Source organism: Stieleria bergensis (assembly GCA_007745635.1).
GTDB classification, from domain to species: domain Bacteria; phylum Planctomycetota; class Planctomycetia; order Pirellulales; family Pirellulaceae; genus Stieleria; species Stieleria bergensis.
Map to the genome: position 1 here is coordinate 5,300,350 of CP036272.1, position 21,506 is coordinate 5,321,855.

The window sequence follows — 21,506 nt, forward strand, 5'->3', positions numbered from 1 at the left end:
AACATTCAGGGAAGCCCTAACATGATCGTGATCTGCTCCTACTGTGGTTCAGAATGTCACGAGCGCGAACAGGCTGCAGGACGCTGCGGTAGTTGTGCGTGCTTCTTTACCGGTGCGGAAGAAGTGATGGAAGCAAGTGCGGCGGCTTCAGATGCGACGGACGTCGCCTCGACACCGTCAGCCGCCGCTAAGCAGCCAGCCAGCGCTGGACCGCCTGAGCCCCCCAGTGATGTCCCCAGTGATTTGCCCAGTGACCTGCCAGCAGGAGCTCCACTAGCCGGCCCCACATCGGATCGGCCTTCGGCCAGCTCACCAGCGCAGGGTCCGATTGCGGCGTCCTCAGCCAGTGCGGCGCCCTCACCGACAGCTCCCCCGGCAACGCCTCCCGCTAGCGATGCGTCTGGGTTTGATCCGACGGCCATTAAATCGGACAGTCCTGGGATTCCCAGTCGCGCTGAGTCGGCTGGTTTGATTCAACCTCGCAAGCTATCGCCTCAGTTTCGTCGTCACGTTGAAAAAACGTGGCAATCAACATTTGGTGGTTCAAGCACCAGCGAGCACACGCTTAGCTCGGGTGGTTCCTCGACGGAAACAAAATCAGAACCGCCCACACTTAGCATCGCCACGCGTTCGATCAAGCAAGCAGCCGATCTGACCGAAGGGGCCAAGCAAGGTGACTACCGGTTGGACAAAGTCATCGGCGAAGGCAGCATGGGGCGTGTCTGGTCGGCTCGCCAGAACTCCTTGGACCGTAATGTTGCGGTCAAGGTGCCGATGAAGGAACTGGCCAATTCCGGCAGTGTTGGCGAAAGCCAGTTCATTTCAGAAGTGGTTGTCACGGGTCAGCTAGAACACCCCAACATCGTTCCGATTTATGAACTGGGTCGCGATGAGAACGGCGTCCCCTTTTATTCGATGAAGCACGTCCAGGGAAAACCTTGGAACGAGCTGATTGATGAAAAGAGCGACATTGAGAACTTAGAAATCTTGATGAAGCTCTGTGATGCCGTGGCCTTCGCACACGATCGCAACTTTCTGCACCGAGACATCAAGCCACACAACGTGATGGTGGGACAGTTTGGTGAAGTCTCTGTCATGGACTGGGGAATCGCGGTTGCGATCGCCAAAGACCCCAACAAACCGTGGGCTTCAGTGGCCACCGGTCCAGCCGGGACGCCAGCCTACATGGCACCGGAAATGGCAGCCCACAACCCTTCAGAATTGGGCGTGGTCAGTGATATCTATCTGATCGGTGCGGTGCTGTACGAGATCGTGACCGGCACACCCCCCCACCCCAAACGCGGCAACGCCCGTGAAGCGTTGTTGGCCGCCGCTGCCAACGAGATCGTTCCGACCGACAAGTCCGGCGAGTTGATTGACATTGCCTATCGCGCCATGGCAACCAACCCCTACGATCGCTATCAAAGCGTTCAAGAATTACAAGACGCGATTCGCGAATTCCAATCGCATAGCGAAAGCATCAAACTGTCCGAAAGCGCCGAAGTCCACTTAGACGAAGCCCGTCAGCAAAACAGCAGCGACGAGTTCGCGCGAGCAAGATTTGCCTTCGAGGAATCTGTCAAACTTTGGGCTGGCAACACTGCAGCTGTCGAAGGCCTGGCGGTTGCCACTCTAGATCATGCACAAAATGCACTGGAGCAAGAGAACTTCGAACTCGGCATCAGCATTTTGGATCCGACGGTTGCTGAACACCAGGGCCTGATCAAGAAGCTCAAAGAGCGTCGGAACGCTCGGCGACGATTAGCGATGCTAACACGAGTCGCCGTTGGCGTGGCGATCTTAGCCGTCGTCGGCTTCTTGGTTGCATCCTACCGATACAGCGTCGATCAACAACTTACCGCCCAGACAGCGAATGACCTGAAAGACAAAGCGGAAAACGATCGCAAGCAAGCGGTCAAGCAACGAGATCGCGCGGACAGAATGTCGGACCGCGCCGAAATCCTGCGTCTCGCTGCCGTCGATCACCTGAACATTGCGTTGGTCGCAGAAGCCAGCGCGCGCGAGGAAAAACTGCGCGCCGAAGAAGCCGGCTATGGGTCCGAGATTGGCTTGGCTGCCGAATCCATTCGGCAAAACCAGTTCAATCGCGCAACCTCGATCATGGATCGCCTGGATCCAGCAGTGGATGCAGATCCCAATTCGCTTAAACCAAAGCTTCGCCATATCGAATGGGGCATCTTAAAAGAGGCATCGCAGCCACCGGCGATGCTCGACCTGTCACCGAATGAAGCCTTTCGCACACTGGACAGTTCGGCGGACGGCAGCGTGGTCGTTGCGGGAACCGAAGAGGGACAACTCCATCTTTGGCACAACCCCATCATCGCTGCAGACGATCAATTGATCAGAAAACAGGAAACACTGTTTCAAGACCACAGCGTTCATCACGTCGCCCAAAGAATCGATAGCGTGGCGATCTCAGCGGACGGAAAAACCATTGCTGTGGCCGGACTGCCACTGAATGATCAAGCAGTGGCAAAGAACGTGCAAGCCAATTTAGCCGGCCCTGCGCCGGCAAGCGTGCATCCGATTTGGATTTTCAATCGCGAGGCTGGGCTGGAGACACCCGTCAAGAGACTTGTCGGTCACCAAGCTGAAATCAACTGCCTGACGTTCTCAAAAACATCCAACCGACTGGCCAGTAGTGCGAGCGATCGAACCGCGCGAGTGTGGGACTATCAGGGTGATGCAAAAACGATTGTGATTCGCAACCACTTGGAACAACAAGTCTGGTCCGCGGGATTTTCTCCTCACGGAAAGACGCTGGCAACAGCCTGCGAAGACGGCCGAGTCCGTGTTTGGCGACTGGCGTTGCAAGCGGGGACCGCTGAAAAAATTGCTGACTTCCGCGGTCATCAGGGACCGGTTTACTGCGCTGTGTTTACGCCCGATGGCGAACACATTGTCTCCGGTGGATTCGACCGACAACTGCTGATCTGGAAACCAGGCAATGGTGAAAAGATGGCCGAGGAATCCGAGCAACTTGAAGACAGGCTGTCGGGCGAAACCGTCCAACAGCATCCCTTTTCGTTGCTCGGCGATCTTGAGCAACAACATGATGGTAGTGTGCGTTCCATCCGAGCGGCAGTCATTGAAGGGCACACCTTTTTGCTCTCTGCCAGCAATGACAACACGATCCGCTTGTGGAGCCAATCGGCTGATCCAGACATCGCTGATCCGTCATGGAATCTGGACAAAGTCCTGCGTGGACACGGTCGCTGGGTTCGTTCTGCTGCATTCATCGCCGGCGGCCAGGAGATCATTTCGGCAGCCTTCGACGGCGCGAAAGTTTGGCGTTGGCAAAACTATTCCATGCCGCGCACGCTCTTTCCCGTTGCTGAACGTCGCATGGGATTCCGTCCCAGTGAAATTGGCCTCTCTGATGCAACGGTCACCAAGCATTCACCTGACCAGCGCTGGATTGCCACCGGTTATGCCGGAGGAACGATCGCCGTTTGGGACATGGCGTCCGGTGGGGAAAGCAAAGCCCAACGCTTGATCGACGGGCATGATTTGTTAACCAGCACGGGCCAGTTCTACGATTCAGGCAATCGGCTGCTGACTGCTGCTGGCGATAACACCACGCGGTTGTGGGACGTGCAGTCGGGAACCAACCTCGCCAGCTTGATCGGCACTGGCTTTCGCGGCACCGCAGCGATTCACTGGAACGATGACCAACAAACCGCGACCGTCGTCACTGGCAGCGACAACCGCATCGCGCCGGCAACGTTCTGGGTCGTCAACCGCGATGGCAGCATCACCAAGACGCCACTCCTGGGACAACTGATCCGATCGGTCATCGATCGACAGCTAACGCTGGCTAGCGGGAACAAGCAGGGCAAGATCACGCTCACGTCACTGAATTCTGAACAGCACGATTTGTTCACGCAACTGCGACGCCAGATGCCAGTGCTGACCGCCGCTTCCTTCAATGCAAATGGCGACCAATTCATCGTCGGCGACTCGGATGGCAACTGCTATCTCTTCGATCATCAGCACGCCGAACAAAAACAAACCTGTCAGCTGAAGAAAGTCCTGCGGGCTCATGGCACATCGATTGTGGCATGCAGGTTCATCCCCAACTCCAATCGTTTGGTCACCGCTAGCAGTGCGGGACAGGTCGCTCTTTGGGACGCTCAGACGTATCAAAAGCTTACCGATCTGCCCAGCAGAGAGCCCGTCATGAGTGTCCATGTTTCCAGTGATGGCAAACAACTGATCGTCGGTCACGCACCGATTGATAGTCGCTTGCAAAGAGATCCGCTGGAAAGCCCGGTCTGCCGAGTCTTCGATCTCAGCGATCAGACGCCAGAACTGGTCGCAACATTGTTGCCTGTTGACAAAGCCGGCTCACGAAACTGGTCCAGCAATCAGCCAACTGTGCAATCGGTGCAGTTCGCCAAAGACGGACAGCGAGCCCTGGTGAGCCTGTATTTCCCCACCACTGATTCACTGCAAAAAGTCTCACCCTATGTCAGTGGATTCTGGCAATGGAATCAAGCTGACCAAGACTTCGCAACCATCGATGTCAAAGCAGCATCCGAAGTGGCCTCCACGGTGCTGTTGGAAAAACCCGAGACCACTGAACTGTTGGTCGTTGGCGGTAAAGGTGCCAAGCTGCTGAAGCAAAGCGACAGCAACGCAAATTCATTCGAAACGCTGACAGCCAGCTTTCGTCCATCGACTCGTATTGAGTCACTTGACTTTGCGAACGACCCGCTGACAGGCCAGTCCACTCGATTGGTGATGGGCGATAATGAAGGCAACCTTCGCGTCTGGGACTTGCTGGATGGTCGTTGGAGTGAACAAGGTGATGCAGCCGTTCACTTAGTAGGTGCCCATTTAGCGCCGATTGTGATGACTGAGTTTTTCCCGTCTGATCCCAGCCGCTTTCTGTCCGTTGATCGTACCGGACGCTGGCTGGTTTGGACGTTTGATCAATCCTGGAGCGTGACCCAAGAGCACCAACCCCAGCAGCCTACCGTCGCGAACTGCGCTCGATTGAGCCATCAAGGGAACACTCTCCTGGTAGGCAACGAAACATCCGGCCTGATTTGGAAAACCGATGGCAACGGCCAGTTTCAGCGAAGTTTGATTGACTGGCAATCCGGACGCGTCGAACGCGTTTGCTTTGCACATGATGACTCCTGGATGGTCACCTGTGACGATCAGGGCACGATCTCGATCTGGGACGATGCCGGTGAACCGGTGACAAAGCTTGTCCAACAAGACACGCAACCGGTGAACGACCTGGTGTTGACCAACGATCGCCTGCGCATGATCACCGCTCAAGGGAAACAGATCGTGATCTGGGATCTGGGTGGTGTTGGTCGCGGACAGAATCAGCCAGGTGACGGTGAGAGTTCAGACATCAAAGAGCTGCTATCCAATGAAGCGCACCGAATGGTCACTTCGATCTCGCTCTCGCCAGACAACCGCTCGCTGGTCACAGCGGGAACCGAAGGGCAAACCATTCTCTGGAATGGCGCCCCCATCCTACCCATTTCGCTCTCCGGTAACCGCGCACAATTTGCCTACCAAAGCAGCCAAGGCAAAGTCGCACTTCAGCAGTCACTGATGCTGCACGATCCGAGTCTCTTGGCTGACTTTCGTTCGGCAGTGGTCTATGCCACCATCACTGATTCAGACGATCAGATCAACGAAGAGCTGAGCCTCTTGCCGATCCGCACTTCGTCCGGAAGAAGCATTGAAGTCCGTGAAGTCAATGGCGCTGTCAACGTCATGTACATCCCTAGCCCCAACGCAACAGCACGCCACATTGGAACCCTCTCGGTTCGGCGAGCCCTAGCGGCGGGCAATCCGACCACACAGCTAGAATGTGCTCTGAACGAAAACGCCGATCAAGCCGCCGTGCAAACACTGCTACGCTCGATTGCCTTTCAATTTCACCCAGGGGTATCGGCAGGCGATCACATCAATCCCGTCGCACAAACTGTGACCGATGAAAACAGTGACGCGGAAGACCAAGACGAATCCGATGGGATCTTGGAACAACTCAATGTGATCACCGCACGTCAGATTGAAATCGGTGTCAAACAGATCGGCTATCACGATTCAGCTGCGACAGAGAATCAACAAAAACTGTATCCGACAAAACTGTCCGTGATCATTGACGTCGAACTCGAAGACGCCGAGCAGATCAACGGAGACGAACCGATCGCACCGGACAGCATCGCAGCCATCAAGGCCGCCGAGCGAGCGTAAGCGACCGCAATGCACTGCGAATGCGGTATGCATCCCTGCTGCTGCGCCCCCCCGCGCAGGAGAACCCCGCCCCGGAGAGACCTGCGCATTCGAGCCCCTGCGTAGGAAAGCCACCTACACCCGCCGGTGGCTTGTCAAAAAAGGGGGCGAGCGGAAATTCTTTTTGTGACATCCTCTCTGGATTCATCCCTGTTAGAGAACGGAGCAATCGTCAGCGGTTGCCCGCCTTTTCCTGCTCCCTCTCTTCTCAATCAAGGGCGACTCCATGAACCCATTCTCGTCTCACTCATGGTCCAAGCGGAAACGACGCAAGTCAGCCAAACAGCAGCGTCACCTGCAACCGGAAACGCTTGAACAACGCCAGATGCTGGCTGCGGATGCCTTTTTTCACAATCACTACCATCCCGAGGACGTCAACGATGACGGAGTGGTTTCAGTGATTGACGCCTTATCGGTCATCAACGCGATGACCCGGCCTGACCCATCACGTGTCGATCAATTCACCGACGTTGATAACGACGGGCGTCAATCGGCTCGCGACGCGTTGATGGTCATCAATCGCTTGAATCGCCCCGATCAGGAGCCCACGGATTACCAACGTGGCCAGCGTGACCAGGGGCCACGCCCACTGCCACCTGTCCCAGAACAGCGTCGCGAATTCCAATCGATCGATGGAACCGGCAATCATCTTGAAAACCCGCAGTGGGGTTCGGCCGGTGAAAACCTGTTGCGTGTCGCAGAAGCCCAGTATGCCGATGGGATCAGTGAACCCGCCGGATCTGATCGCCCAAGCACTCGAGAGATTAGCAACCTGCTCTCAGCGATCGAAGCGGAAGGCCAAGTCAGCCAGCGTGATCTCAGCGCCTTTGTCTATGTTTGGGGACAGTTCCTTGATCATGACATTGATCTGTCGGGGCATCCCGACAACCCGGCCGACTATGAACTGTTCAATATTCAGGTTCCCACCGGTGACGCCTGGTTTGATCCAACCGGAACCGGCGAAGCGGAGATTCCACTGATTCGAAGTGACTATGATCCTGAGACGGGGACCTCTGTCGACAACCCACGGCAACAGATGAATGCGATCACGAGCTTCATTGATGGGTCTCAGATCTACGGAAGTGACGCAGCGACACTGGAATTGCTCAGAGAGTTCGAAGGCGGTCGCATGTTGATTCGCGACAATGGACTGCCACCGCTGGACGAAGATGGCAACATCCTGGCAGGCGACATTCGCGCAGCAGAGAACCCCTCACTGACCGCAATGCACGCGCTGTTCTTGCGCGAGCACAACCGAATGGCAGAGCACATTGCCCGACAGCATGAGGGTTGGAACGACGAGCAAATTTTCCAGCACGCCCGATCGATGGTGATCGCCGAACTGCAACACATCACGTATCACGAGTACTTACCAGCGCTGCTAGGTCGGCGAGCCATCACGCGTTACGAAGGCTACGACAGTTCGGTCAATCCCGGGATCGCAACCGAATTCTCGACAGCCGCGTTCCGGTTTGGCCATAGTACCCTTAACGATGACGTCGAATTCTTCGGCAATGACGGCCGAGCGGTCAGCGAAGAGTTAAGCCTGGCCGAAGCATTCTTCAATACCGCCGTGCTTGAGGAGAACGGCATCGGGTCGGTTCTGAAATATGATGCCTCGTCACTGTCTCAGGAAATTGACCTGGAAGTCGTCGACAGTTTGCGGAACTTCCTGTTTGGCCCTCCCGGTGCCGGCGGACTGGACCTGGTGGCATTAAACATTCAACGAGGCCGTGATCACGGGTTGGCTGATTACAACTCAACGCGTGTTGCCTATGGACTGCCTGCTTACGAATCCTTTGCAGACCTGACCAGCAATCTTGAATTGCAAGAGAAACTGGCAACCCTGTATGGCGATGTTAACCATATCGATCTGTGGGTCGGCTTGATGGCCGAAGATCACGTGCCGGGTGCCGCGGTCGGTCAGTTGACACAAACGATCATTGCCGAACAGTTCCAGCGTCTGCGTGATGGCGATCGCTTTTACTACGAGAATGTCTTCGAGGGCGAGCAACTGCATCGCATTCGATCCACCTCATTGGCAGACATCATCCAACGCAACACCGAGGTTCGTGGCTTGCAAGACAACGTGTTCTTCTTCCGCGCTGAAGTCCGCGGCCAGGTCACCACACTGGACTTGATTCGAGATCAAGAACTGCTCGGCGATCGGCCTCTGCGCGACAGACCGGCTTCCGACGGAGTCGCTGGCGTGCCAGTTGAATTACTGGACGAAGACGGCAACGTGATCGCGTCGACGACAACCGACATGCGTGGCAATTACCGATTCCGACAATTCAATGAAACCGGTGATTACCAGATTCGGCTAGCGGAGACCGGTGACACGATCGATGTCCTGATCCGAACGGGCGACATGCAACTGCGAGAGCTGGATTTCGTGCTGGTCTGACCAGCGGGCGGTTTGCGGTTGAGCGAGTTCTGGAAGTCGACTGTGCTTGAAGCCAAATAACGAACGGCGACATTCTGATTTCATTTCCGCTCTCCTTGTGTTGGCAGCAGTGGCCGCTGGTAAACGATTTGCCAGCCTGCCACTGCTGCCAAGCTTTCATCCATCTTGGCAGCACTGCGTTGACTGCTGCCAAGCAACCTTTCCCTGTTCGACGCCCCCCAAGGTTAGGAAGAATGAGACCGACAGAGAGCTGTTTTTTGAAAAAACGTCAATCATCTGACGACACAGGCCAAGCCAAGGGGTTTAATTACAGACAGGCAACGCGATCGACGCCCCAGCCCATTCATTCGCGTTTGATTGGAGAAACAGCGATGACCACGCATGACGCCCCATCCAACCAGGACAATGTCCCATCCAACCAGGACACTTCCGGGGGTTCGACCCAACCCGATCCAACCTCCTCAGCGGGCCCCAACACCGATCCCTCTGCGTCAAGCGATCCCAACCGAACTCATTCCAATCCCAGCAATAGCGACTTCATGCGGTTGCTATCGGCGGCTCGCGCGGGCGACAGTGAAGCCACGGGCCAATTGCTGCAATGGTATGCGAACTATTTAAACATCTTGGCTTCGTCCAGACTGGACCGCCGCTTGGCTCGACGTTTGAATCCATCGGACATCGTCCAAGAAGCCATGATGGCAGCCCACCGTGACTTTGGTGACTTTCGCGGCAAGTCACAGGGGGAGTTGCTATGCTGGCTGCGAACCATTTTGATCCACACACTGCATCGCAGTTTCGATCGACACCTCAAGGTTGAAAAGCGAGACATTCGTCGCGAGATTTCTATCGATGCGGTCTCGCAAAAAATGGACGATTCTGCCCAAGGCATCGTCGAAGTGATTCCCGGTCAATTCGATCCACCAAGTGCTGCCATGCGGCGCAGCGAAAGCGAATCAGCAGTCGCCGAACAACTCGCAAAGCTCAAGCCCGATTATCAGCAAGTCATTCAGCTACGAATCTTTCAAGGCTTGTCCTTTGAAGAAACCGCCAAAGCAATGGACCGATCCAACGGAGCGGTACGAATGCTATGGCTACGAGCATTAGACGCATTGAAGATGCACGAAGAGGAAGCCAATGCGAACGACAAATCGGACTGATTTAACCACTGACGGCCAGAAGGATGCCACCCGCATCGAGAGCCCTGAATCGCAAGCAGGTTCAACAAGCTCCCAAGCGGCGGGGTCCTCCGGTGACAACGGCCTGACCGCGGACCAACAACAGCGATTGTCGGACCTGCTCGATCAGTACTTGGTCGCTTTGGAACAAGGCCAAGCGTTCGACGTACGCGCAGCGATCGAAGACAATCTAGACATCGCAGAAACCTTTGAAAGCTATCTGCGCAAGCTTGATCAACTGTACGGCGTCGCGTTGGCTGACGGCGTCAATCAAGCCGATGCCGCTGCGCACGTTCCGGCTAACCCGGAGTCGCTGAAGCGGTTGGGCGATTTTGAACTGCTCAAAATCATTGGCCGTGGCGGAATGGGCATCGTCTATGAAGCCACACAGGAAGGGCTGGACCGGCGCGTTGCCGTCAAACTGTTGCCACTGTCGTCGACCTTGGACAGCATTCAGGTGGCTCGCTTTAAGAACGAAGCGCGCGCCGCAGGATTGCTATCGCACCCAAACATTGTCCCCGTTTACAGCATCGGCAGTGACCAGGGGCTGTACTATTACGTGATGCAGCTGATCGACGGCGTGTCGCTGGACAGCTGGGTGCGTGCCAAAGTGGAATCGGGCAACGAACCATCGGTTGCCTCGGAAAACACTGCTTCAGAAAACAGTGCACCGCCAGAGTCTGGCCGGCAGGATGTTGACTGGCAAGGCATCGTGGGCTGGGCCAGCGATACCGCCAAAGCCTTGCACGAGGCACATGTCAACGGTGTGATTCATCGTGACATCAAACCCTCCAACCTGATCCTTGATCGGCAGGGCAAGATCTGGGTCACGGACTTTGGACTGGCTCGTGGGCTGGCGGATCTGTCGCTGACCGGCAGTGGCGACATGCTGGGCACCATTCGTTACATGAGCCCCGAACAGGCCAGCGGCAAGTCGGCTCTGGTTGACGGACGCTGTGACGTTTACTCCTTGGCTGTCACGCTTTATGAATTGCTGACGCTGCGTCCGGCTTTTGATGCAGACACGGCAACCGAAGTGATTCGGCAGATTGACAATCAAACCTCGACACCGCTGCTAAAACTGCGTCCCGATTTACCGCGTGATCTGGCCACGGTGATTAGCAAAGGCATGGAAAAGCAGCGTGATGCGCGTTATGAAACCGCTGCCGAATTTGCCGAGGATCTTCAAAACGTGCTGCACGGCAGACCGACCGTGGCCCGGCCGCCGTCGATGCTGGACCATGTTTCCCTTTTCGCAGCACGCTACCGCAGTGCCGCATTAGTGCTGGTCAGTTTCATGGTCCTGGCCACTTTAGGGTTGTCCATTGCGACGATGACGTTTGCTGACTTAAAAGGCAAAGCCGAAAACAGCGCTCACAATGCCAAGCTTAAAGAACGCATGGCACGCGAAGCAGTTGATTCGCTGGCGCTGGTGACCGCCGAGCGTTTGGCTGGAATCCCGGCGGCAAGTGAGATCCGCAAAGAACTCCTTGAAGACACATTGGCGTTCTATCAGCGTTTCATCACCACGCCAGAAGACGATTCCATCTTGCGAACTGACATGGCTCTGGCCCTGGGAAAAATGGGGCGACTGGAACGTGAACTCGGTGACGATAACGCCGCACTGGAACACCTGCACCAGAGCGAAAAAATGCTGCAGGAGCTGCTGGAGGCCGACTCCAGCAACCTCTCGCTGCAACTGAACGAATCCGTCAACCAAGACAATCTTGGCGAGATTTATGCCAGACGCGGCCAGTATGAACAAGCCACGCAATACTACGCCAATGCGCTGGCCACCCAGCAACGATTGAACCACCAGGGCGACGACTCTGAAATCAAACGCTGCTTGGCAACCACGCTCAATAACTTGGGCCTGCTACAAACGCAACAAGGCGATGAAGCCAAAGCCTTCGAGCGTTTCCAGGATGCCCTGGACGCTCTGGGCGAAGACAGCGACCGTGGACTGGAAGTCAGAATCCTACGCAACCTTAGTACCCTGAATCAAAATCGTGACCCGCTCCGCGCCGTCGAGGATGCCAAGCGAGCACAGGCGATTCACAAGGTGCTAAGAGAGCAAAAGGTAGATGATCTGGACGTCACCAACGACTATGTGGTCACGTTGATTCACGTTGCTGCCGCTCAGTACAATGCTGGCCAATTCAACCAAGCGATTGAGACCGACCTGGACGCCGTTGAATTGGCGCACGAACTGAACAGTCGTCAATCCGATCGTCCTGACTATCTGCGTAACCTGGTGGCAACGATGAACCACTTGGCGCTCAGCCGCGCGTCATTGGGGGACAGACTTCATGCGACCAATGATTTCCTGGTTGCCTTGCGGCGAGCGCGTGAGCTTGTCAAAGTCGCGCCCGACCATCCAGAATCGTATAGCATCCTTGCCGACACGCTTAGCAATGTTGGCAAGATCTACGACGCTCAAAACATGTTCCTGAAAGCGGATCCCTACTTTCTGGAAGCCGCTGAAGTGATCGAGAAAGCCATTGAGAAGAGCCCCCAGGTCACGCGCTACCAAAAGGAACGTGAACAGCACGTGGCCAAGCTGGATGAAGAGTGGTTTGACGCTGAGTCAGAGGTCTGGCCGCCCAAGCAAGCAGCCAAGCCAAGACGAAGCTTAGAACGCTCGTTCGGACCTGGAGGGCCACGTTTTGACTTCGGCCCCCGCAATGAGTTCGGCCCTGGCAATGGTTTTGGACCTAGCAATGAGTTCGGCCCCGGCAATGGTTTTGGACCTGGCAGTGAGTTCGGCCCTGGCAGGGTCTTTCCGCCTGGCGGCAGAGGACCAGAGGGCAGAGGACCAGGCCGAATGGGGCCAGAGGGACGAGCACCAAACCGATTAGGCCCTGAAGGCAGAGGACCTGAAGGCAGAGGCCCCGAAGGCAGAGGACCGGGCCGAATCGGACCGGTTCGCCCCGGTCTCACTGGCCCGAACCAGCAACTTGGCCCGCCGAATCAAACGTCGCCCCCAAGCGTCCCCGAAACACCTGCCAAGTCTACTGACTGATCAGCTTGATGGCTGCCTCGGCAAAGCGTTGCCCCATGCCTTTGTAGCCTTCGGGAGTAAAGTGCAATTGGTCCTTCTTCATTTCCAGGTCGTCACAATCCACCAGCGTCCAGCGTGGATCTTCCGAACACGCTTCCTCTTGGACCTTGCGCAGTTTAGCCCAGTTCTGGCTCCACGGCCGACCCTTTAACTGGCCGGCACCGAGTTTTCCGATGACGACGTTGACTTGATCTTGTTTGAGGTCGTCGCGAATCTGCTGCACCAGTCCTTTTAAGCTATCTTGATAGACGGCAACTTCATTGGTTTTCGCGTCTCGCTCACCCTGCATCCAAACAAAGGTGACGCTGCTGATTTCTTCTCCTTCAATCGCCTTGCTGACGGATTCCATCAGAGCATCGTACAGGTCGCCTCGGCTGTCCGGATTGCTAACCGCTTGGCCGCTTGACGGCTGCCACTGTTTGTACCAACGACGAATGGGCTGACCACCACGGGCGTGCTTGACCACGATCACATGCTGCTTGCCAAACTGCTTCTCAACCGCTGGGGTGAACGAGGCGTTGGGGTCCATGCCAGCCATGTTGCTTTGACCCGAAAGGATCATCAAGTGCTTGCCGGTTGCGGCGTCCTGAGCCTGCACGCATGGAATGGTTGCGGTGGATGCCAGTGCAGCCAAGGCGGCGAAAGACAGAAGATGGCGGCGAGAGAACATGAGGAGCTCCTGGGGAAAAAAGCATTGGCGAGTTGAAACAGCCATTAGCTTAATCCATTGCGACGCACCAGCGGCAACGATTCACAGCGCCGGCGGCAACGATTCACAGCGCCGGCGGCAACGATTCACGGCGCCGGCGGCAACGATGAGACTGGCCCGCGGCGTGGGGCGCACGGAGCCTGGTGAGATTTGAAACGCAGTTGCTATTGAGCCGAGACCGGCTTTTCCTTGACCGTCAGTGGAAAGTATTCATCCACGACGTGATAGAATTCCTCAGCGGTGGAGACCTTGGCGACATGCGTGCGAAACATGCGTGCGCCATATTTGCCTTGTGCATAACAGCAGGCGAACTTACGCATCAAGACAGTGCCTTTCTCCTCGCCGAAACGATCCTTGACCAACGTGTAGTGATGCAACATACAGTCACGTTGTTCAGCGAGGCTCGGATCAGGAGGAACGGGTTGACCTTGCAACGCGGCAGCGGCCTGAGCAAACAACCAGGGGCGTCCCAAACAGGCTCGCGCGATCATGACGCCATCGACGTCATAGGTTTTGAACGCGTGCACGACCTTTTCCGCCGAATCGAGATCGCCGTTGCCGATCAGCGGAATGTTCTTTAAGTGTGATTTGATTTCGCTGATTCTGTCCCAGTCAGCATGGCCACGGAACATGTCTTTGGCGGTGCGACCGTGAACGGTTAACGCCGCCGCCCCGGCTTCTTCGACGACTTGGGCAATGTCATTGCAGTTGATCGACTCCGGACTGCATCCCAAGCGGATCTTCGCAGTCACCGGCGTCGGTGCGCAGGCTTTGACGAGTTTGGAGATGATTTGAAACATGCGTTCAGGCGTCCGCAGCAAGTAGCTTCCGCTGTGCGCTTTCTCAGTGACCTGACGAACGGGGCAGCCGAAATTAATGTCGACCACACTGACTTGGTACTCCTCGACCAAACGTCGGCCGACTTTGGCCATGGTCTCTGGATCGTTGTCCCAGATTTGCACGGCCAGCGGGCGTGCTTCTTCAGCGACACCCCACAGCCGGTCCGGGTGTTCGGTGGTGTGCTCGTCCATCCACTGGAACCCACGCGCATTGACCATTTCCGTGGCGATCAGACCGGCGCCGCCGTACTCGCGCACCATCTGCCGAAAGGCGGCATTGGTGAATCCTGCCATCGGAGCCTGCAGGACTGGCGGGTCAACGACAAGGTCGCCGATCTTAAAAGCGGGTGGCGGAAAGGGGCGAGACATGACTGTCTAGGAATCGCAAGAGGAATGGATCGCTATTTCAATCCCTTCACTCTAAAACGCCAGCGACCAACTGGCAATGATCGAATAGTCCGTCTCCAACTGAATCCCGTCCAAGTTCTGACCGATCGTCGGCACAATCTCGGCATTGAAGTAGTTTTTGCCAACGGTGAACTGAGTGCCGACCGCCAAGCTGTACCAGTAGCCGCCGCGGAAATTTTCCACGTTCGTGCTGATCAACATGTCCGTCGCGTCGGGGTCTTGCCCACTGATGTTGTTGCGCCAATCGTGCTGATCACGGATCGACAGCGCCCAATTGTCCGTCATCAGACACTGAAACCAGTTCGACAAACGATAGTGCTCGCCCAAGCGATAGCCGCGGTCATTGCGGCCAATCGGCAGATCGGCAGTGGCTTGCGAACCAAAACTGCAGAGGTCAAAGAAGTGACGATACGTGACGCCCGGCCGCGCATTGAACGTCCCGCTGCCAAGCCGCATGGGGTAGGGCAGGGTCTGATTCATCATGCCTGCCGTTGGCGCACTGGACGTCCGAAACAGATCGCCCGTGGGAACGCTGCAGCCCAGGTTCAGCAACCAATCATTGCGTTCATCGCTGTAAAGCCGCATCAATGCGCCCAATCCCAAATCGCCCATGCCGCTGTTGTGCGTGGTGAATGACGTGCCCGATCCTGCCGGATTTCCCGGACCACGCAGGTGATCCATTGTCAGGGCCGGTAACATCACCATCGAATACAGCGAAATGTCCTCCGTCCAACCATACATGAGGTGCATCATGTGCATTTCCATGGTCATCTGAGTCGGCGTCGCCCCGCGGTTGGTGACCGGATGAGAAGTTGCTCCCCAGTCAATGGCCGCTTGATCACTGACCGTTTGCGTTCCGATCCGATTGTCCTCCATGTACATGTTCATGTACTTGTACTCCACCATCCACTGCCCGGGCTGATGAATATGATCCCCCATGATTCCTGCCGGAGCGTGCTTGTCAGCCAATTTCCGGCGACCGCTATGGTGATCATCCGCCATCGCCACCACGGCAAAGCAGGAGAGACAGGCAAAAGAGGCTGTTAGAAAACGTGGCAATCGGGAGCGAATCATCAATCGGTTCGAAAAGGTTGTGTCGGTTCGGAATCAGCCGCTTTTCTTCCATTTCGCTTAGCCAAGTCGATCTTAGCGGGAAGGAAAAGCAATGGGTTGCTGTCAGTATCGACACGCGAGAGCGGGCAGTACCCAGGAGTTCAATGCATCCCCAAATCCCTCCCAAAGACCCTAAACTCACATCCCGTGTCATCAACGGGTGGCTCCAGAGCCCCGCCTGGACAGCACCAGCGGGCCAGCTGTTCTTGACCTTTCGTTACGGCCGGGCGATCGGTTAGGATGAAGAGTCCCAGCGCAGGACGCGCTGGGAGATCCTTGGCCCATCGATGGAACGAGACCGTGTCAGCCGCTCACCGTTATGATCAATCAAGACAGCCTTCCCAGGCTTTACCGGGTCAAGCAGGGACTTTTTCAAGCCGGGCAGAGACTTTCCCCAGTCAGGCAGGCTCACAACGGACAGGTTCGAGCGACCTGTTGGGCCAGCAACTCGAATCGATCCGCAACACCGTCCGCCAAGAAGCTGCTGCACTGACCAGTGCCGCCGAGATTCTGGACGAAAGTGTTGTTCAAGCCGCTCGTTTGACCGCCCGCTGCCAGGGCAGTGTGATTGTCACCGGCGTCGGCAAGGCGGGTCTGGTGGGCCAAAAGCTGGTGGCGACGCTGGCCAGCACCGGCACCCCAGCCCATTTCCTGCATCCCACCGAAGCGATTCACGGCGATTTTGGGCGCGTCCAACAAAGGGATTTAATCTGGGCGTTCTCGAATTCCGGACGCAGTAGTGAAGTGGTGCAAATCGCCAGCCAGTTGCGTCAACAAGGCAGTGGGTTGGTGACCTTTACCGCCGATGCCAGCAGTCCGCTGGCGGAAGTTGCTGATTGTTCGATTGTGTTTGGGAAACATGCCGAGGCCTGCCCCCGAGGCCTGGCGCCCACCAGCAGCACCACCGTGATGATGGCAGTCGGCGATGCCGTTGCAATGCTAGCCAGCGAACTGCGGCAGTTCACAGCCAATGACTTTGCTCGGTTTCATCCGGGCGGAGCGTTGGGCAAAAAATTCTGCGACGTGCAACAACTGATGCGTCCGCTATCCACTTGCCGGATGACGCATCACTCCGTCACGATTCGCGATTGCATGGCATTGAGTTCAGTGACCGGCCGCCGCAGTGGCGCGATCATGATCGTCAATGATGCGGGCGTCTTGACCGGCGTCTTTACCGATAGCGACTTGGCACGCTTGCTGGAATCCCGTGCCGAATCCGCCCTTGATCGTCCCGTCAGCGAACAGATGGCGATTGATCCTCACTGCGTTGATCCGGCGACGCTATTAAGTGACGCGATCTCGCTGCTTAGCCAGTTGCGCATCAGCGAACTGCCGGTGGTGGACGATTATCGCCGCCCGCTTGGCATGCTAGACATCACCGACTTGATTGCAATCGGCGAAGTCGAACCCCAACAACTGTGGGACCATGACCGTGCGACGATCCCCATTCGCGACTCCGTCACCCTTTCCTAGTTAGCCCTTGCTAACTCGCCGCGTTCAAGCCAATTACTAGATTTCTGCTACGTCGATTCCATGCCAGTCCGCTTAAAATCTGACCAAGTCATTTGCGAACCCATTCGCTGCCTGCTCTCGGATGTTGATGGCGTCCTCACCGATGGACGGATCATCTACACCTCCGAGGGTCACGAGAGCAAAGAATTCCATGCTCGCGATGGGCTGGGCATCAAACGCTGGATGCAATCCGGATTGCCGTTCGGGATCATCACAGCGCGAAGCAGCCCGATTGTGTCGCGTCGGTGCGAGGAGCTTGGTGTCACTCATGTGGTCCAAGCGAGCCGCGACAAACTACAAGACGCCCATGCGATTGCAGAAACGGTCGGTTGCACGCTAGGCCAAATGGCATACATCGGCGATGACCAACCGGACGTCAAATTATTGCGTGAAGTGGGTTTAGCAGCGGTCCCAGCCGATGCAGCCAGGGATGCCAAACAGGCGGCACATTGGATTTTGAAAACCGATGGCGGTGCCGGAGTGGTGCGTGAATTGATTGAGCGCATCATGCGTGCTCAGGCAACCTGGGAGCTCGAATCTGATCGTCTGAAACCGGATCAATCAGCCTAACACACTGATCCAATCGTTTTGAGACAGCCCTAGCGCCAGCCCAACAGGCAGCTCAATGAGTCGACGTCGTAACCTACTGAACTTCCTATCTGCCTTCGGTGTGCTGATGCTATGCGCCGCTGGCTACCAGGGGCTGTTTAGTTGGTTGCATGACCATCCCAGAAACGAACAACTGACACTGCGTCAAGCTGGGCCACACATCAGCTTGGATGAGCGCACCGCAGCCTTGTTTCCCGAAGGCAGTTGGCAGCGTGGGAATTGCAGTCGCATGCTGACCAAGAACGGCATTCTGCTGTATCAAGACTGGAAAAAGTCGGAACAGAAAGAAGACGCGTGGCGTCTGTTCCCGATGACATTGATCATCGGACACGGTCTTGAAGGCACCTCAGCGTCGCCCATTGTAATGACCGCTGATGAAGGCGCGGAGATCCAGTTTTCGGGTAAGATCACAAGGCTTGGCCGTGGCGACTCTGGTGCGCCGATCAAGTGGGCACGTTTGGATGGCAATGTTCACGTGTATCGCCCCGGCGACGTGCCGCTGAAAGATCAGCTCGACTTGGTCACCAAAGGGGTCAGGATCGACAAAAACGAAATCAGCACCCAGAACGCGATCGACCTGCGAATCGGTGGTGCTCACCTCAAGGGTCGTGACTTATCCATCGAGTTAACCAGCAGCGCCAGCAACTTTGCCGGTGGCAAACTGGGCGGACCCCAGGAGACCGACTCCGGCCAATCCAAGGCTGCGTTTCTATCGAAGCTGACGTTGATCTATTTGGATGAACTGCGGATCCCGCTCAACCCTGGCACTTCCGCCGACGATTACCCTCGATCGGTTCAGCGCGTGCCCAGCGCCAACATCGGGCGTCCCAATCGCATTGGCCGAACCACTGCGCCGCTGCGCATCGACAGTACCGGCGGGCCGAGCGACTCCACTGCTCAACAGCAACTGCTTGCCAGCATGTCCAGGAAGAATTCAGATGGCTCACCCGACCAAGGGATTGTGATCCTGAAAGCCGACGAACGCTTGGTTTACGACTTTGCAATCAACCAGCTCTCGCTCAGGTCCAAACAGAGAAAGGTCGAACTGATTCGTGAAATCAATGGCACTCGAGTCGACGTGGCTCGATTTGAAGTCCTTGATCTGACGCTCAATCAACCCGCCAATCAATCGCTTGTCCGCAAGAGCGAGCTGGATTGGATCAATCGAATTGATGCAACCGGCGCGGAGGTTTTTCTGGGGTCACAGGGTGGCCTTGAAATCGTCGCACAAGAACTGAACTTTGACCGCAACAATGGTCTGCTAACGGTTCTGGGGCGTGATTGGGTGACCGTGGCCAACGATCTCTTTCACGCGACGCTGCAGAACATCACTTACAAGTACAACCCCGAACAACCGGATGTCCTGGGAACCGTATCTGTCGGCGGGGCAGGGCGAGTTGAAATCAAAGACCCCGAGAAAATGGTTTCGGTGGTGCAGTGGAGCAAGCTGCTGTCTCTGGGTGGCTATGCCGACGAACCGGTTTCGATCAGCCACTTCACCGAAAAAATTGCCAGCGGAGCCGTTGGCTTTAACATCGCCGGTGACGTGACCGCCAAACTCTCTGATGGCGGCACGATCGAGACTCCGTCACTTGTTGGCCGACTGGTCCCCAAACGAGTCATCAAACCCGCCCCTACAGCGTCTCAAAAAGACAAGGTCACACTGACTTGGGTCCCGCAACAGCTAGAGGCTCCCGCCGGCATCCAGATCGATTCGCCGCTGGCTCTTGCGTCTGCGAACAATGTAAAATTGTTCTTTGAAACCTCTGCTGACTTTGGGCAGCCGATCTCAGACGCGTCATCACAGGAGAGCGCCCAGCAGCGACGTGACTTTGAGCGATTGGCGGTCCGGCAGCCAGACACTCCAACGACCAGACCGGTCTCCATGCGCGAACCGGTGGCCAGACCGCGCCCCATCGTTCGGGGACAGAGCCTTGTTGCCAACCTTCTGCTGACCCCCGACGGCTTACAGGCCAAAAATGTGCAAGTCACCGGCGACATCACCGTCGAGCACCAAGTCGGCAAGCAACAGGACCTGCCGATCCGCTTAAAAGGCCAGTACTTGGCAATCGAGATGGCCGATGTGATGCAGTCCTCAGGCCAAGATCGAATCATCTTGGTTGGCAGTGCCAACGAAGCCTGCCGACTGGACATGGAAGATGGCTATTTCATCGGTCCCAAGATTGAAGTCTTGCCCAGCGACAACATTGTCAAGGTCTCCGGCGCCGGGCAGCTTAAAGTGCCACGGTCACTCCTGGAGAATTTCAAACTCAAGTCCATGCTGCCAGCCACCGCCGCCAATCCTGGGACTACGGTGGCAACGAACACGGTTCCGCCGAACAATCAGACTGGGACCGACACGTCGGTTCAATTCCTGAAGACACCTGAATGCCGCTGGAGCAACTCGCTGTATTTCGATGGCAAACGCGTCACGCTTGACGGTGGCGTGAATCTGGAGTGTGTTTTCGAGGGCGAAAAAGGTCCTTGGTCGGCCGCGTTGTTTGGCGAGCAAATGCAAATCGATCTCGCTCAACCACTGGACTTGATGGACAAAGCCAGCTTTGCAACCGCCGCCGTTGACAGAGTCCTGATGCAGCGGTCTGAGAACCAGCAAGTGATGATTCAAGCTCAGCAGGTTGATCAAGCGCTTAGCCGGGGATCGGAACCTCTGGTCAGCGACCGACATGCGATTGCCTGCAATCAATTGGTCCTGACACCGAATGATGGCGGACAACTTGTCGGCATCGGTCCTGGTTGGCATCGCAGCTGGTTGCTGACGCGCAGCGATCGCTCACTGATCCCCAAGAATCCAAACGCTGGTGCTGCGAACCTTGGCCCCTATATGTGGCTCGGAAATCACCTAACGTTCCGCGACCAGTTGGCGGTCAGTATCGGACGCCAACAAGCTGGTTTTTCTGGCGGAGTGCGCATTGGGATGCGGCCCTTGGAATCGGGTCAAGACAATGTCGATGTTGCTCAGATGGATCGACTCGCTCGCGGTGAACTGTTGATCGACTGCGAAAAACTACGAATGGCGTTAAGCCCGAATCCAAATCCAGGCCAGCTTCCTAACCGTCCGCGTGTGGGATCGGCTCCGCCGCCGTGGGAGTTGGTCGCTGATGGCGGTGTCAATTTCCGCCATCTCCATGAAACCGAGGGGCTACTGGAAATCAGTGCCGCCCGCGCCTCATTTGAATCGCTCAAGTCAACCTTCTCCCTGGAGAGCTCTGGCGCCCAAAGCGTCACACTCCAGCAGACACTGCCCGATGGCACTCCGGGCACCCGAGGCAGCTTCCGCAATCTGCAAGTCAACACCAACGGCGAGATGAAAACGCAGATTCGCGACGTTCAAGTCAGCGCGGCGCCTGAATTTCGTTCGAACAACTAAGCG

10 protein-coding genes are annotated in these 21,506 nt (G+C 56.3%); 7 read left to right on the top strand and 3 right to left on the bottom strand.

Features of this window, described 5'->3' with window-relative positions; all coding sequences use genetic code 11:
* Nucleotides 1-21: 21 nt before the first annotated feature.
* The 4 genes from SV7mr_RS18565 (at nt 22) to SV7mr_RS18580 (ending at nt 12,886) form a co-directional block, all read left to right on the top strand.
* On the top strand, nt 22-6,243 hold the full coding sequence (locus SV7mr_RS18565) for a WD40 repeat domain-containing serine/threonine protein kinase (protein ID WP_145275543.1): 6,222 nt from the start codon (nt 22-24) through the stop codon (nt 6,241-6,243).
* A 265-nt stretch (nt 6,244-6,508) separates the two neighbouring features.
* Complete coding sequence (locus SV7mr_RS18570; RefSeq protein ID WP_145275545.1) at nt 6,509-8,689, top strand: peroxidase family protein; 2,181 nt, start codon at nt 6,509-6,511, stop codon at nt 8,687-8,689.
* Between the two features lie 371 nt (nt 8,690-9,060).
* Nucleotides 9,061-9,846, top strand: coding sequence for a sigma-70 family RNA polymerase sigma factor (locus tag SV7mr_RS18575; RefSeq protein WP_145275547.1), 786 nt, complete (start codon nt 9,061-9,063; stop codon nt 9,844-9,846).
* Entirely contained in the window at nt 9,824-12,886 is a 3,063-nt protein-coding gene (locus SV7mr_RS18580; protein WP_145275549.1) for a protein kinase domain-containing protein, read from the top strand. Before SV7mr_RS18575 ends, SV7mr_RS18580 begins: the two co-directional genes overlap by 23 nt.
* Here the strand turns inward: SV7mr_RS18580 and SV7mr_RS18585 are convergent.
* The 3 genes from SV7mr_RS18585 to SV7mr_RS18595 form a co-directional block, all read right to left on the bottom strand.
* Nucleotides 12,876-13,595, bottom strand: coding sequence for a sialate O-acetylesterase (locus tag SV7mr_RS18585; protein ID WP_419187589.1), 720 nt, complete (start codon nt 13,593-13,595; stop codon nt 12,876-12,878). The two genes, SV7mr_RS18580 and SV7mr_RS18585, sit on opposite strands and share 11 nt — an antisense overlap.
* A 203-nt stretch (nt 13,596-13,798) precedes the next feature.
* A complete protein-coding gene (dusB, locus tag SV7mr_RS18590) occupies nt 13,799-14,842 on the bottom strand; it encodes a tRNA dihydrouridine synthase DusB (RefSeq protein WP_145275553.1) in 1,044 nt (347 codons plus the stop codon).
* A 51-nt stretch (nt 14,843-14,893) separates the two neighbouring features.
* Nucleotides 14,894-15,955, bottom strand: coding sequence for a transporter (locus SV7mr_RS18595; RefSeq protein WP_419187590.1), 1,062 nt, complete (start codon nt 15,953-15,955; stop codon nt 14,894-14,896).
* Nucleotides 15,956-16,294: 339 nt separating this feature from the next.
* On the opposite strand from SV7mr_RS18595, the gene SV7mr_RS18600 reads away from it, so the two are divergent.
* The 3 genes from SV7mr_RS18600 to SV7mr_RS18610 are packed head-to-tail and all read left to right on the top strand — an operon-like array spanning nt 16,295 to nt 21,503.
* Entirely contained in the window at nt 16,295-17,467 is a 1,173-nt protein-coding gene (locus SV7mr_RS18600) for a KpsF/GutQ family sugar-phosphate isomerase (protein WP_419187591.1), read from the top strand.
* A gap of 60 nt (nt 17,468-17,527) precedes the next feature.
* Nucleotides 17,528-18,076 carry a KdsC family phosphatase gene (locus tag SV7mr_RS18605; RefSeq protein ID WP_145275557.1) on the top strand — a complete coding sequence of 183 codons (549 nt, stop codon included), beginning with the start codon at nt 17,528-17,530 and terminating at the stop codon, nt 18,074-18,076.
* Nucleotides 18,077-18,131: 55 nt separating this feature from the next.
* Nucleotides 18,132-21,503, top strand: a complete 3,372-nt coding sequence (locus SV7mr_RS18610) for a hypothetical protein (protein WP_145275559.1) — start codon at nt 18,132-18,134, stop codon at nt 21,501-21,503.
* Nucleotides 21,504-21,506: the final 3 nt, after the last annotated feature.

What these genes read in the sequence shown, in the direction of transcription:
- SV7mr_RS18605 (WP_145275557.1), top strand. Translation starts at nt 17,528, where the DNA reads ATGCCAGTCCGCTTAAAATCTGACCAAGTCATTTGCGAACCCATTCGC.
- SV7mr_RS18580 (WP_145275549.1), top strand. Translation starts at nt 9,824, where the DNA reads ATGCGAACGACAAATCGGACTGATTTAACCACTGACGGCCAGAAGGAT.
- SV7mr_RS18610 (WP_145275559.1), top strand. Translation starts at nt 18,132, where the DNA reads ATGAGTCGACGTCGTAACCTACTGAACTTCCTATCTGCCTTCGGTGTG.
- SV7mr_RS18585 (WP_419187589.1), bottom strand. Translation starts at nt 13,595, where the DNA reads ATGTTCTCTCGCCGCCATCTTCTGTCTTTCGCCGCCTTGGCTGCACTG.
- SV7mr_RS18565 (WP_145275543.1), top strand. Translation starts at nt 22, where the DNA reads ATGATCGTGATCTGCTCCTACTGTGGTTCAGAATGTCACGAGCGCGAA.
- SV7mr_RS18570 (WP_145275545.1), top strand. Translation starts at nt 6,509, where the DNA reads ATGAACCCATTCTCGTCTCACTCATGGTCCAAGCGGAAACGACGCAAG.
- dusB (WP_145275553.1), bottom strand. Translation starts at nt 14,842, where the DNA reads ATGTCTCGCCCCTTTCCGCCACCCGCTTTTAAGATCGGCGACCTTGTC.
- SV7mr_RS18595 (WP_419187590.1), bottom strand. Translation starts at nt 15,955, where the DNA reads ATGATTCGCTCCCGATTGCCACGTTTTCTAACAGCCTCTTTTGCCTGT.
- SV7mr_RS18575 (WP_145275547.1), top strand. Translation starts at nt 9,061, where the DNA reads ATGACCACGCATGACGCCCCATCCAACCAGGACAATGTCCCATCCAAC.